At 51.5% G+C, this 13,839-nt stretch carries 14 protein-coding genes; 7 read left to right on the forward strand and 7 right to left on the reverse strand.

Annotated features, from left to right (window positions below; genetic code table 11):
- The first annotated feature begins 5 nt into the window (after positions 1-5).
- From glnL to V6E55_RS13540, 3 genes are all read left to right on the forward strand, one after another.
- Positions 6-1,055, forward strand: a complete 1,050-nt coding sequence (gene glnL, locus V6E55_RS13530; protein ID WP_129994701.1) for a nitrogen regulation protein NR(II) — start codon at positions 6-8, stop codon at positions 1,053-1,055.
- An 11-nt stretch (positions 1,056-1,066) separates the two neighbouring features.
- Positions 1,067-2,479: a nitrogen regulation protein NR(I) gene (gene glnG, locus V6E55_RS13535; RefSeq protein WP_114980043.1), complete on the forward strand. Its 1,413-nt coding sequence runs from the start codon at positions 1,067-1,069 to the stop codon at positions 2,477-2,479.
- Positions 2,480-2,589: 110 nt separating this feature from the next.
- Positions 2,590-2,700 carry a YshB family small membrane protein gene (locus V6E55_RS13540; RefSeq protein WP_049008129.1) on the forward strand — a complete coding sequence of 37 codons (111 nt, stop codon included), beginning with the start codon at positions 2,590-2,592 and terminating at the stop codon, positions 2,698-2,700.
- Between the two features lie 73 nt (positions 2,701-2,773).
- Here V6E55_RS13540 and hemN read toward each other — a convergent pair whose 3' ends face one another.
- Positions 2,774-4,147: an oxygen-independent coproporphyrinogen III oxidase gene (hemN, locus tag V6E55_RS13545; protein ID WP_316943055.1), complete on the reverse strand. Its 1,374-nt coding sequence runs from the start codon at positions 4,145-4,147 to the stop codon at positions 2,774-2,776.
- A gap of 188 nt (positions 4,148-4,335) precedes the next feature.
- A complete protein-coding gene (gene yihI, locus V6E55_RS13550) occupies positions 4,336-4,851 on the reverse strand; it encodes a Der GTPase-activating protein YihI (protein WP_129994699.1) in 516 nt (171 codons plus the stop codon).
- A gap of 579 nt (positions 4,852-5,430) precedes the next feature.
- Between yihI and yihA the strand changes: the two genes are divergently transcribed.
- Entirely contained in the window at positions 5,431-6,060 is a 630-nt protein-coding gene (yihA, locus tag V6E55_RS13555; RefSeq protein WP_028018155.1) for a ribosome biogenesis GTP-binding protein YihA/YsxC, read from the forward strand.
- A 98-nt stretch (positions 6,061-6,158) separates the two neighbouring features.
- Here yihA and V6E55_RS25840 read toward each other — a convergent pair whose 3' ends face one another.
- Both V6E55_RS25840 and polA read right to left on the reverse strand, forming a co-directional pair.
- The gene (locus tag V6E55_RS25840) at positions 6,159-6,206 is read right to left on the reverse strand and encodes a spot 42 RNA, inhibition of DNA synthesis (RefSeq protein ID WP_071892919.1); all 48 of its coding nucleotides are present in this window, start codon (positions 6,204-6,206) and stop codon (positions 6,159-6,161) included.
- Between the two features lie 166 nt (positions 6,207-6,372).
- On the reverse strand, positions 6,373-9,165 hold the full coding sequence (gene polA / locus V6E55_RS13560; RefSeq protein ID WP_316943056.1) for a DNA polymerase I: 2,793 nt from the start codon (positions 9,163-9,165) through the stop codon (positions 6,373-6,375).
- Positions 9,166-9,605: 440 nt separating this feature from the next.
- On the opposite strand from polA, the gene V6E55_RS13565 reads away from it, so the two are divergent.
- Positions 9,606-10,514, forward strand: a complete 909-nt coding sequence (locus V6E55_RS13565) for an acyltransferase (RefSeq protein ID WP_114980048.1) — start codon at positions 9,606-9,608, stop codon at positions 10,512-10,514.
- A 23-nt stretch (positions 10,515-10,537) separates the two neighbouring features.
- Here the strand turns inward: V6E55_RS13565 and dsbA are convergent, their stop codons facing one another.
- The 3 genes from dsbA to V6E55_RS13580 all read right to left on the reverse strand — a co-directional run bounded on the left by dsbA (position 10,538) and on the right by V6E55_RS13580 (position 12,520).
- Positions 10,538-11,161 (reverse strand): thiol:disulfide interchange protein DsbA, encoded by a 624-nt coding sequence (gene dsbA / locus V6E55_RS13570; RefSeq protein WP_114980049.1) that lies wholly within the window; start codon positions 11,159-11,161, stop codon positions 10,538-10,540.
- A gap of 27 nt (positions 11,162-11,188) precedes the next feature.
- Positions 11,189-12,175: a serine/threonine protein kinase gene (locus V6E55_RS13575; protein WP_129994696.1), complete on the reverse strand. Its 987-nt coding sequence runs from the start codon at positions 12,173-12,175 to the stop codon at positions 11,189-11,191.
- Positions 12,176-12,250: 75 nt separating this feature from the next.
- Entirely contained in the window at positions 12,251-12,520 is a 270-nt protein-coding gene (locus tag V6E55_RS13580) for a YihD family protein (RefSeq protein ID WP_003861904.1), read from the reverse strand.
- 68 nt (positions 12,521-12,588) lie between these two features.
- Here V6E55_RS13580 and mobA point away from each other — a divergent pair, with 68 nt between their 5' ends.
- Together mobA and mobB are read left to right on the forward strand one after the other, a co-directional pair.
- Positions 12,589-13,170, forward strand: a complete 582-nt coding sequence (gene mobA / locus V6E55_RS13585) for a molybdenum cofactor guanylyltransferase MobA (RefSeq protein ID WP_316943057.1) — start codon at positions 12,589-12,591, stop codon at positions 13,168-13,170.
- Entirely contained in the window at positions 13,170-13,673 is a 504-nt protein-coding gene (mobB, locus tag V6E55_RS13590; protein ID WP_316943059.1) for a molybdopterin-guanine dinucleotide biosynthesis protein MobB, read from the forward strand. Before mobA ends, mobB begins: the two co-directional genes overlap by 1 nt.
- The last annotated feature ends 166 nt before the right edge of the window (positions 13,674-13,839 follow it).

Genomic DNA, 13,839 nt, shown 5'->3' on the forward strand with positions numbered 1-13,839 from the left:
GCTGAATGGCAACTGGCACGCTGCCCGATGCTGGGCAGATCCTCAATTCTTTGATTAACAGTATCTTGCTGGTCGACGACGAGCTGGCCGTACATTATGCCAACCCGGCGGCGCAGCAACTGCTCGCTCAAAGCGCACGTAAACTGTTTGGCACCCCGCTTCCGGAATTACTGAGTTATTTTTCGCTGAATATTGGCCTGATGCAGGAAAGTTTGCAGGCCGGTCAGGGATTTACGGATAACGAAGTCACGCTGGTTATCGACGGGCGCTCGCATATTCTGTCACTGACGGCCCAACGTCTTCCTGAAGGATTGATCCTGCTGGAAATGGCTCCGATGGATAATCAGCGCCGACTGAGCCAGGAGCAGCTTCAGCATGCCCAGCAAATTGCCGCCCGCGATCTAGTGCGAGGTCTGGCGCATGAAATCAAAAACCCGCTGGGGGGATTACGCGGCGCAGCACAACTCCTGACCAAGGCGCTGCCCGACCCCGCGCTGGCGGAGTACACCAACGTCATCATTGAGCAGGCGGACCGTCTGCGCAATCTGGTAGACCGTCTTCTCGGTCCTCAGCAGCCGGGAATGCACGTCACAGAAAGCATCCATAAAGTGGCTGAGCGGGTGGTGAAACTGGTTTCGATGGAGTTACCAGAAAACGTCACGCTGGTGCGTGATTACGACCCAAGCCTGCCGGAACTGGCGCATGACCCGGATCAGATTGAGCAGGTGCTGTTGAATATCGTACGCAATGCCCTGCAGGCTCTGGGGCCGGAAGGGGGCGAGATTATTTTACGTACCCGCACCGCCTTCCAGCTCACGTTACACGGCGTACGCTATCGTCTGGCAGCCCGAATCGACGTTGAGGATAACGGACCAGGTATTCCATCGCATCTACAGGACACCCTGTTCTACCCGATGGTAAGTGGTCGCGAAGGCGGAACCGGCCTGGGCTTATCCATTGCACGCAGTTTGATCGATCAACACTCTGGAAAAATTGAATTTAACAGTTGGCCGGGACACACCGAGTTTTCGGTTTTCCTGCCGATTAAAAAATAAAGGTGACGTTTATGCAACGAGGGATAGTCTGGGTAGTCGATGACGATAGCTCCATCCGTTGGGTGCTTGAACGCGCGCTCACAGGGGCAGGATTAAGCTGCACGACGTTTGAGAGCGGCAGCGAAGTACTCGACGCACTCACCACCAAAACGCCGGACGTTCTGCTTTCGGATATTCGCATGCCGGGAATGGACGGACTGGCGCTTTTAAAGCAGATCAAACAACGCCACCCTATGCTTCCGGTCATCATAATGACGGCACATTCCGATCTTGATGCCGCAGTGAGCGCCTACCAGCAAGGAGCGTTCGATTACCTGCCAAAACCGTTTGATATCGACGAAGCGGTCGCGCTGGTTGAACGTGCGATTAGCCACTATCAGGAACAGCAACAGCCTCGCCACACACCCGATTTTGGGCCAACAACTGACATCATCGGCGAAGCGCCGGCGATGCAGGATGTGTTTCGTATTATTGGCCGTTTGTCCCGCTCGTCCATCAGCGTATTGATTAACGGTGAATCGGGAACCGGTAAAGAGCTCGTGGCACATGCATTACATCGCCACAGCCCGCGGGCAAAAGCCCCGTTTATCGCCCTGAATATGGCAGCGATCCCGAAGGATTTGATTGAATCCGAACTGTTCGGCCATGAAAAAGGGGCATTTACCGGCGCAAATACCATTCGCCAGGGGCGCTTCGAACAGGCGGACGGCGGTACGCTATTCCTGGATGAAATTGGCGATATGCCGCTGGATGTCCAGACCCGCCTGTTGCGCGTGCTGGCCGACGGGCAGTTTTATCGCGTGGGCGGCTATGCGCCGGTAAAAGTGGACGTGCGTATTATCGCCGCGACTCACCAGAACCTGGAGCAACGCGTGCAGGAAGGAAAATTCCGTGAGGATTTATTCCACCGTCTGAACGTCATTCGCGTTCATCTGCCGCCGCTGCGTGAACGTCGGGAAGATATTCCCCGCCTGGCACGTCATTTCCTGCAGGTGGCCGCTCGTGAGCTGGGCGTAGAAGCCAAGCAGCTTCACCCGGAAACCGATGCCGCTCTGACGCGTCTGGCGTGGCCGGGCAACGTGCGCCAGTTGGAAAACACCTGCCGCTGGCTGACCGTGATGGCCGCCGGGCAGGAAGTGTTGATTCAGGATCTACCGGCAGAGTTGTTTGAGGCATCCGCGCCAGAGAGCAGTACTGGACATGCACTGCCTGACAGCTGGGCGACGCTACTGGCGCAGTGGGCCGACCGCGCCCTGCGTTCCGGTCATCAAAACCTGCTTTCTGAAGCTCAGCCAGAGATGGAGCGTACGCTGTTAACTACCGCGCTTCGTCATACGCAGGGGCATAAGCAGGAAGCCGCTCGCCTGTTGGGATGGGGACGTAATACCCTGACGCGTAAGCTGAAAGAGCTGGGTATGGAGTAATGTTCCCCCGAAGTGTAAAGGTTATTAATTGAGCGCAAAATGCTGTTATTTTGCGCTTTACTGTTCCGATGAGTTTTGTATGATCGTGCCCGGAAATTGGGGGGACCATCATGCTGGAATCATTAGTGAATTTGCTCTCTAGCGGTGCAGCCGAAAGCCACACGCCACAAACAGCCGTTGCGGCTATGTTATGTGCGGCGCTGGTTGGGCTGTTTAGCTAGCGGAGTTGAACGTAAAAGCCGGGTGGCGGCTTCGCCTTACCCGGCCTACGTTTCATACTTTTGGCTATGCGCCTTAAATCACCCGCGAGAACTGCTGCATACGCGCTTTCTGACGCAGATACGCGTCAAAGCACATGCAGATATTACGGATCAACAGACGCCCTTTCGGCGTGACCTCAATCTTACTCTCCGATACATCCACCAGCCCATCTTTCGCCAGCGGTGCAATCAGCTTCAGGTCTTCCGCAAAATAATCGCTGAAGTGCAGACCCCACTGCGACTCAACGTCACTGAAATCGAGACGGAAGTTGCAGATAAGCGCCTTAATGACATCACGGCGAATGCAGTCGTCGCGCGTTAACGCAATGCCGCGCCACAGCGCGTTGCCGGCGTCATCAACCTGCTGGTAGTAAGACTTCAGCTCTTTCTGGTTTTGTGCATAGCAGTCGCCAATCATGCTGATGGCAGAGACGCCCATCCCCAGCAAATCGGTATCGCCCTGGGTGGTGTAGCCCTGGAAATTCCGGTGCAATACCCCTTCACGCTGAGCAATGGCCAGTTCGTCATCCGGACGGGCAAAGTGATCCATACCGATGAACTGGTAACCGGTCTCAGTCAGTGAAGTAATGGTTTCCTGCAAAATATCCAGCTTCTGTTGGGCAGAAGGGAGATCGGCATCTTTGATTTTGCGCTGGGCAGCGAACAGCGTTGGTAAGTGCGCATAGTTAAAGACGCTCAGGCGGTCCGGATTGAGTTCGGCCACGCGTTTCAGTGTGAAGGCAAAACTTTCGGGCGTCTGCTTTGGCAGGCCGTAAATCAGGTCAATATTGGTCGAGGTGAAACCAATCTCACGCGCGTGATTCAGTAAGGCGAAGATAAACTCTTCGTCCTGCTCACGGTTCACCAGACGCTGTACTTCTTTATTGAAATCCTGCACGCCCATACTCAGACGGTTAAAACCTTCAGCGCGTAAGTGATCCAGTACATCCAGCTCGATTTCTCGCGGATCAACCTCGATCGAGATTTCGGCGTCATCATTAAAATTGAAGTTGCTGCGCAGCAACGCCATCAATCGGCTGATTTGCGCTTTGTTCAGATAGGTTGGCGTACCGCCACCCCAGTGCAGCTGGCTGACATGACGTCCGGCAAAGAGTGGCGCACGATGCAAGATTTCTTGTTCGAGCGCATCCAGATACTGATCGGCCTTGTGCTGCTGGCGGGTAACAATTTTATTGCAGCCGCAGAAGTAGCAGAGCTTATGGCAGAACGGAATATGGACGTAGAGCGAAAGCGGGCGTTCAGGATAGCGCGCCACGGCCTGAAGAAATTCAGTCTCGCCGAAGGTATCAGTAAACTCCAGCGCGGTAGGGTATGACGTATAGCGTGGCCCGGAATAGTTATATTTCTGGATTAGGGCCAAATCCCAGTCGATAGATGGTACAGACATGCTCACTCCTTCCGTTGGTGTCGCGTTCGTATACGGCGGCCCGACCTGGCCCCGTTGCGGGCCATCATTCGGGTGCGCAGCCACCTCTGGCGCCGCGACAACCGCCGTAGTTTAACGAATAACCACACCAGATAACATATAACCGGAAGGGTTATAAGCAGGACCAGCGTTCCTGCCGGGTGCAAATGTTAGTTTCCACCCTTCAGAAGACGCATCATATCTTCCTGCTTTTCTTCTTCTTCTTCGTCATCTTCATCGTCGTAAGACAGACCAAGCTTCTGCATCAGCTCATCAATGCGATCCAGTTTGGCATCAACCCACGACTGCTCTTCAGCAGTCAGGGTTTCCCCCTCTTCAAGACGTTCCAGCAGCGCGTCCAGGCGCTCATCGTTCTCCAGCATATCCAGCTCAGCCTGCGGTGAAAGCATAGGTTTCTCGCTCTTTGGTTTGTGCTGCTTAGTGACCGGGGTGTCTGTCACGCCCAGTGGAATGGGAGTTTTACTGCCGATACGAGGATCTTTCTGCTGCTTACCTTTTGCAGAAGCGCCCGCAGTACCACCGCCGTTCGCACGACTACCCGCAGCATGACCGCGATGCTTTTTGTCGCGTTTACGATCGCGCGCTTCCTGGTTCAGTTCTTCGCGCGTTTTGCGGCGTGCTTTTGCAGGGCGTTTAGCGCCCGCAGCGGAGGTTGGTTTTTTCATGATGTTTTATCTTTAAGTCGTTTTCTTCAGTATAGAATTGCGGCGAAATCTAGCAGAAAGCAAGCAAAGAAAAAAGGCGACAGAGCAATCTGTCGCCTTTTTTCCTGACTCACAACCCTTAGCGGGTCAGACATTCCGTGTTTGCCAACAACAAGCCCTGTTTATCCCTTGGCTGATACCGTCCGTGATACGGTTCCATTTCCTGTTAAAACGCCTCCAGGCGCTGGTCATCCTGACAATCCTGCGTCTTCGCCTCCTGGCGCTCCTGACCCCTAATCCTTAAGTCGATTTCCTGTTGGCTTCCTCGCCCTGACGCACACTTTACCTTGTTCCGTTAAACTAACAAGCAACGAAACAGTACAAAAAGGGATTTTCGGACAATTACCCGAATTTAAGTTTATGATTTAAAATAGTTTGCCATTTTTGGCACCTGCGATTTATCTGAAATCTCCCAAAGCTTGATTAGCCGATCTCTCACAACAGCCAGGGCTTTCACCTACAGGCCATATGCAATCAGAAAAGCCTTTTGCCTGCATTCGGGTATAATCCCCTTCAGATTACGATTTTGGAGACGACCACGTGACTACCTGGAACTACCAACAGACGCATTTTGTCACCAGTGCGCCCGATATTCGCCACCTTCCTTCTGATACCGGTATTGAAGTGGCATTTGCTGGCCGCTCCAATGCGGGAAAATCCAGCGCCCTGAACACGCTGACTAATCAGAAAAGCCTGGCGCGTACCTCAAAAACACCTGGCCGTACCCAGTTGATTAACCTGTTTGAAGTGGCAGAGGGCAAACGCCTGGTCGACTTACCGGGCTACGGTTACGCTCAGGTACCCGAAGAGATGAAAATCAAGTGGCAGCGTGCGCTGGGTGAATACCTGGAAAAACGCATGTGCCTGAAAGGTCTGGTGGTGCTGATGGATATTCGCCACCCTCTGAAAGATCTTGATCAACAGATGATCGACTGGGCTGTAGCAAGCGATATTGCCGTACTGGTGTTGTTGACGAAAGCCGATAAGCTGGCAAGCGGCGCGCGTAAAGCGCAGGTGAATATGGTTCGCGAAGCGGTGCTGGCTTTCAACGGTGATGTGCAGGTGGAGCCTTTCTCCTCTCTGAAAAAGCAGGGCGTAGACAAACTGCGTCAGAAGCTCGACACCTGGTTTAGCGAGCTGGAACCCGCGACGGAAGCGGAAGAAGAGTAATACCGAGCGCGGCGATGTCCGCGCTTTTTTTTACCTGAATGTTTCTTTTCCGCAATAAAAAACGCCCCAGTCATTACTGACTGGGGCGGCTAAAATATTCAGCCAAATCCGATTACGTGAAGTAAAAGGTCTGAAAGATAGAACATCTTACCTCTGTACCCTACGTCGATAACTCTACCCCTTTTTTTGCTGCAGAAAAAGCACTTTTTGTAGTTTTTTTTCATTATTTACATAGGGAATTCTAATGATCGTCACAAAACGCACTTTGTTATGTTGCTAACTTACATAAAAAGCGCGTTATTCACAGAACCTTTAGTGAGCCTGATCCCAGTTTTCACCACTTCCCACTTCCACCAGCAACGGCACGTCGAGTGTCATGCTGCTTTCCATTAGTTCGTGGATCTTCTTAGATACAGCGTCGAGGTCGTCTTTGTGCACTTCAAATACCAGTTCATCGTGAACCTGCATGATCATTTTCACGCGAGGCTTCTCTTTTTCCAGCCAGGCATCAACGGCGATCATCGCACGCTTAATGATGTCCGCCGCAGTACCTTGCATAGGGGCGTTGATTGCCGCACGTTCTGCACCAGCGCGTCGCGCTGCATTGCTGGATTTGATGTCTGGTAAGTAGAGACGGCGGCCATCCAGTGTTTCGACGTAACCTTTCTCTTTCGCCTGTGCGCGGGTGCGTTCCATATATTCCAGCACGCCAGGATAACGCTCGAAGTAGAGATCCATATACTTCTGCGACTCTTTGCGTGGAATGTTGAGCTGGCGCGACAGACCAAATGCGCTCATACCGTAGATCAAACCAAAGTTGATCGCTTTGGCGCTACGGCGCTGTTCGTTGGTTACACTATCCAACGGCAAACCGAAGACTTCCGCCGCGGTTGCACGGTGGATGTCCTTCCCTTCGGCAAAAGCAGTCAGCAAGCCTTTGTCGCGGGACAGATGCGCCATAATACGTAGCTCAATTTGCGAGTAGTCAGCAGAGACGATCAGGTAGTCATCTGGCGCAATAAAAGCCTGACGGATTCGGCGACCTTCTTCATTACGTACCGGAATGTTCTGCAGGTTTGGATCCGTTGACGAGAGTCGACCCGTCGCTGCCACAGCCTGATGATACGAGGTATGCACACGGCCTGTTTTCGGGTTGATCATCAGCGGGAGCTTATCAGTGTAAGTGGACTTCAGCTTCGCGAGACCCCGATACTCCAGAATCACTTTTGGCAGGGGGTAATCCAGTGCCAGCTCTTCAAGCACCTCTTCAGACGTCGACGGTGCACCGCCAGGCGTTTTCTTCAGCGGCTTGATACCCTGCTTTTCAAACAGGATGGTTTGCAGCTGTTTCGGCGATGAGAGGTTAAATGGTTCTCCAGCAAGCTCATGCGCTTTCTGCTCAAGCTCGGTCAGACGCTGCGCGAGCTCCCCGGAGTGGTTATGCAATACGGTTGGATCGATTTTAACGCCATTGCGCTCAATACGTGAAAGCACAGGCACCAATGGCATCTCGATATGCTGGAATACGTTCAGCGGCCCTGCTTCTTTCTGAAGTTTTGGCCACATCTTCAGGTGCAATTGCAGGGTGACATCCGCGTCTTCCGCGGCATAGCGACCCGCCTCTTCGAGTGCAATCTGGTTGAAGGTAAGTTGATTTTTCCCTTTACCGGCAATCTCTTCGAAAGTGATGGTTTTATGTTTTAGCCAACGGTCTGATAAGGAATCCATATCATGGCGACCTGCAACACTGTCCAGAATGTAGGATTCCAGCATGGTGTCGAATGCAATACCGCGCAGCTCAATACCGTAGTTTTGCAGAATACCGCGATCGTACTTCAGGTTTTGCCCGACTTTGAGCACCTTGTCGTCTTCCAGAACCGGCTTCAGCAGCTCAAGCACACGTTCACGGGAGATCTGCGCCGGCGCATCCAGGTAATCGTGTGCAACAGGAACATAAGCCGCCATCCCCGGTTCTGTCGCAAATGACAGGCCCACCATATTGGCAGAGATGTTGTCGAGGCTGTCGGTTTCCGTGTCGAAGGCAAAGACCGGCGCTTTTTTCAGTTTCTCGATCCAGGCGATCAGCTGTGACTCTTCAAGAATGGTCTCGTAGTTGTCGAAGGACAAGGTTACGGCTTCTTCTTCGGCCTGTTCTTCAGCATCAACAACTATCGTCTCTTTCGGTTTTGCTGCTGGCTTAGCCCCTTTTGCCTGTAACCACTTGCCGCTTTCGACGTCGGTGATCCAGCGCTTGAATTCGTATTGCTTAAACAAGCTCAGCAGATCGTCAGCAGAAGGCTGCTGCACTTCCAGTTGCTCACAACCCAGTTCCAGTTCGACATCGGTTTTAATCGTTGCCAGCTTATAAGAGAGGTAAGCCACCTCTTTGTTATCTTGAAGTTTTCCGGCCATGGTTTTTGCACCACGGAAGGAGAGCCCGGCGATTTTATCCGATTCCGCGTACAGCGTATCCAGCCCGCCCAGCCCCTGAAGCAGCGCCTGTGCCGTTTTTTCACCGACACCAGGGACTCCAGGGATGTTATCCGACGAATCGCCCATCAACGCGAGGAAGTCGATAATCAGCTCAGGCGGTACGCCATATTTTGTGACAACCTCTTCAGGCCCCAGAATGGTGTTGGTCATGGTGTTAATCAGGGTGATACCTGGCGTTACCAGCTGCGCCATATCTTTATCACCGGTGCTGATCAGCACCGGACGGCCCATTTTTTCAGCTTCACGCGCCAGCGTGCCGATGACGTCATCGGCTTCAACACCAGAGACAGCCAGCAGCGGCAGGCCCATCGCTTTCACCATGGCGTGCAGCGGCTCAATCTGCGCACGCAGATCGTCAGGCATTGGCGGACGGTGAGATTTGTAATGCTCAAACAACTCGTCGCGGAAGGTTTTGCCTTTGGCATCAAAGACCACCGCCGCATGGGTTGGCTGATACTGGAGTATCAGGCTGCGCAGCATGTTAAGCACGCCGTACATCGCGCCGGTAGGTTCCCCTGCGCTATTGGTCAGAGGAGGAAACGCATGATACGCCCGATACAGGTAAGAAGAGCCGTCGACGAGAATAAGAGGGTTTTCTGGGATCTGAACCATAATGTCCGTGCCTTTAATCAATTTATGGCTAAAGGATGCCACAGAAGGATGAAAACATCAGTTATTAGCGCCTGATACAGGAAAAGATTTTGCGATCGTGAAGATCTCTCGCAAAAAACAAACTGTGGATAAGTTTGTGTATATTTTCACTTCATATGAATAACAGACGCTAAAAATACATACGCGATATAATTTAGATCTTAATTATCATAACGTTATTCTGTTAGATCTCATCTGTATTACCCGCTGATGACAATTTAGTCTATGTGGATATAAGCCCTGATTCGTGCAGAATCGTAGCGAAATCTTCTGCAGTAGGGAAAAAGCAACCAACTCTCCGTGTGAAAGCGCCATTACTTCGTCTGTTTTCTGGTAAAATCAGCGCCCAGCGCCGAATAGCCGGTCGCTCAATTACAGCTAACCATTTGAAAAAGCTAATCATGTCGAGATTGCTCGCTGCAATAACATTACTGTTAAGCATCATTTTAACGATTCTGGTGACTATCGCCTGTTCTGTGCCGATCATTGTCGCAGGAATTATTAAACTGCTGCTGCCTGTGCCTGTGGTGTGGCGAGCCGTGTCCACATTTTGTAATTTCATGATGTATTGCTGGTGTGAAGGACTGGCGATCCTGTTGTACCTGAACCCGCAACTGAAGTGGGATGTTGAAGGACTGGAGAGCCTCAACAAAAAGAACTGGTACCTGCTAATTTGCAATCACCACAGTTGGGCTGACATCGTGGTGTTATGTGTGCTTTTCCGTAAGCACATCCCGATGAACAAATACTTCCTGAAACAGCAGCTCGCCTGGGTTCCTTTCATCGGTCTGGCCTGCTGGGCGCTCGATATGCCGTTTATGAAACGCTATTCGCGCAGCTATTTGATCCGTCATCCTGAGCGTCGCGGTAAGGACGTGGAGACCACACGCCGTTCCTGCGAAAAGTTTCGCGCACATCCAACAACCATCGTAAACTTCGTTGAAGGCTCCCGGTTTACAGAAGAGAAGCGCCAACAAACACGTTCTCCTTTTCAGAACCTGTTGCCGCCAAAAGCCGCGGGTATTGCGATGGCGCTTAACGTGCTGGGTGCTCAGTTCGATAAATTACTTAACGTCACCCTCTGCTACCCGGAAAACGATAAAACGCCGTTCTTCGATATGCTCAGTGGCAAGCTGACGCGCATTGTTGTGCGTGTTGATCTGGTACCGATCGAGGCCGAATTGCACGGTGACTACGTTAACGATAAGAATTTCAAACGTCGTTTCCAGTTATGGCTTAATACTCTCTGGAAAGAGAAAGACGAACAGATAGACAACATTAAATCTTCATACAAAAACGCCGGTCAGTGACCGGCGTTTTTACATCAATAATCTTACTTCTTCTCAACCAGGTATTTCACAGTATCGGCATACTGCTGTACGAAGATATCCATGCTGCTGGTGTCCATGCCCTGCATATTCAGCTGATATTTGCCATTAACAAACATCGCCGGAACACCCTGAAGCTGCAGGTCGGCAGCGGCTTTTTCCTGTTGAGCCACCAGAGATTTCACGACAAAGCTGTTCCATGCCGCGTCATAGTCTTCACCTTTCACACCCGCATCAACGAAAACTTTACGGATATCGGCAGTAGTCTGAACGGTCTGGGTTTTCTGTACGGCTTCAAACATTGGGGAAGTGATCTTATCTTCTACGCCCAGTGCGATAGCAACTGCCCACGCCTGAGTCAGGTCTTTACCCAATGGCCCCAGGAATTCAACGTGGTACTTGGTCATTTTGGTGCCTTCTGGCAGCTTTTTCTTCACGCTGTCAGATACATGCAGCACCTGCTCGAACTGATAGCAGTGTGGGCAATAGAACGAGAAGAACTCCAGAACCTGTGGCTCGCCAGCAACAGGCTTGTCCAGCGTGATGTACTGCTTGCCGTCGGTAAACTGCGCAGCAGAAGCGCTAAATGCCAGAATCATTCCTGCCAGCGCCAGCCAAATTTTTTTCATAATAAACTCTCTCCTGGGGGTGTCCAATTAATACATCGGCGTTAATTGCAGAGGGGGTTCCTGAAGAACCTTAACCTGCTCTGTAAATGTTGATATCTGGCTGCGCCAGTAATCTTCTCCGGTAAGCCACGGGAAATTTCGGGGAAACGCGGGGTCATCCCAACGCCTGATTAACCATGCGAGATAATAAACAAAACGCATCGCACGTAAAGGTTCAATCAAGGTAATTTCGTCTGAATTAAACGGGCTAAACTCTTCATAGGCTTCAATAATGGTTTCAAGCTGCATGCGCTGCTCGGCTTTGTCGCCATTGAGCAGCATCCACAAGTCCTGAACCGCTGGTCCCATACGCGCATCATCGAGATCGACAAACAGCGGGCCATCACGCCAGAGAATGTTTCCTGCGTGACAATCGCCATGTAGACGCAGCACGGAAATATCATCGCGCCAGCTGGCTTTTACCGCACCAATAAGCTTGTCGGTGGCGCTGAGGAAATTATCCTTTAGCGCTGTGGGGATCAGCGCAGAGGTTTCGAATACTTCGCGAGGTTCAAGAAGGTATTCCTGAATGCCGATAGTCGGACGGGCAATAAAGGATTTTTTGCGTCCCGTCTGATGTATACGTCCCAGATAGCGGGCCACCCACTCCATTTGATCAATATTATCCGCTTCAAACTGGCGACCACCGAGACTTGGGAAGACTGCGTAGTAAAACCCTTCGTGCATAAGCAGCGTTTGGTTATTGAATTTTAGCGGGGCAGCAACGGGTACATCGTCATCCAGCAGATCATGAGCAAATTGATGCTCTTCCTGAATTTGTTCTGCTGACCAACGTTTAGGGCGATAGAACTTCACGACGAAGCGCCGACGCTCCTCATCCTGAAATTGATAGACACGGTTTTCGTAGCTATTTAATGGCGTTAGCCCAGAATCCACCCGGATACCCTGTTCAAACAGGGCATCCATAATGGTATCCGGGTGTAATGTCTGGAAAGTAAAAGCCTGGTCGTTCATCCGATCATCCGGAAATTATACGAATGATTCAGGATATCATCTTGTGGCGATTTCGGTGCCGCCGCTTACAAGCTTTTACTCTTTAATTACGCCTCTGGCGCGCAGCAATGCGGTTTTAAAATCTTCCTCATAATCTTTTTGAATACCTGGAATAACAGCATCTTTGGCAGAGTCACGCATTTTAAGATGGTAGATCAGGATATCATCAGAAAGGTCTGCCAGTTCGCCGTCAAAACCTGACTCTTTCGCCAGTTTCTGTAAAAATTGCATCAAATTCAGCTCGGGCTCTTTTTGCCAGGCTGGCTGGAGGAGTTCAATGACTTCATTCAGACGTTTACATTTCATGGTGGTGCTCCTTTCATTTAGAGTGACACGTTAGCAGGGTCAATCCCACAATAAAAGAGGCGATATTCGTGAATCTTAGCCAGGAAATCACTGGGGTCGTTCTGGCGGGTGGCAGAGCGACGCGAATGGGGGGAAAAGATAAGGGGCTTCAGCTTTTGAACGGAAGACCCTTGTGGCAATGTGTCGCTGATGCGCTTACAGGCCAGGTGACGACAATGGCCATCAGTGCTAACAGGCATATTGAGACATACCAGCGCAGCGGGTACGCCGTTTATCAGGATAACCAGGCAAATTACCCAGGTCCGCTGGCTGGTATGCTTTCGGTTATGCTGCAGTCGCCCGGAGAGTGGTTTATTTTCTGTCCTTGCGATACCCCATTGATTCCGTCCTGCCTTGTCGAGCGTCTGGTACGGCTTCGTGCTGCTGCCCCTGTGGTCTGGGTACATGACGGTGAGCGTGACCATCCTGCTATCGCGTTGATGCACAGATCATTAGTGCCTGCTCTGCAGGAGTACCTGACGGCGGGAGAGCGTAGGGTGATGGTCTTTATGCGTCAGTCTGGCGGCCATTCCATTGATTTCAGTGATATGAAGTCTGCGTTTGTGAACGTGAATACAACTGAAGATTTGCAGATGATGCAGGAGAAATGATGATACCTGTTCTGGCTATTTCCGCCTGGAGTGGGACCGGGAAAACCACACTGTTGAAAAAGCTCATTCCAGCCCTTTGCGCCAGGGGTATACATCCAGGATTGATCAAGCACACCCACCATAATATGGATGTCGATAAACCGGGCAAAGACAGCTATGAGTTACGTAAAGCGGGTGCAGCTCAAACGATGGTAGCAAGTCGTCAGCGCTGGGCGCTGATGACAGAAACACCTGATGAGGCGCCGCTGGATCTCGCTTATCTGGTCAGTCGAATGGATCATTCCAGGTTGGATCTGGTGCTGGTTGAGGGTTTTAAGCATGAGGCTGTACCTAAGATCCTGCTTTTCAGAAGCGATGCCGGGCATGATGTTAACGAGTTAACGCTTGATGAGCATGTGGTTGCGGTGGCCAGTGATGTTGTGTTGCCGCTTGAGGTTCCGGTGCTCGATTTAAATGATGTGGATGGAATTGCGGAGTTTATTGTGGAGTGGAGTGCGATTTGAGTTGCCTGGTGGCGGCTTCGCCTTACCCGCCTACAGTTTTTTTGCGTACAAACGCAAAAAGGCCATCCTTTCGGATGGCCTCTTCACTTATTTGATGCCTGGCAGTTCCCTACTCTCACATGGGGAGACCCCACACTACCATCGGCGCTACGGCGTTTCACTTCTG

This window comes from Enterobacter sp. 342 (genome assembly GCF_036663495.1).
In the GTDB taxonomy this organism is placed as follows: Bacteria; Pseudomonadota; Gammaproteobacteria; order Enterobacterales; family Enterobacteriaceae; genus Enterobacter.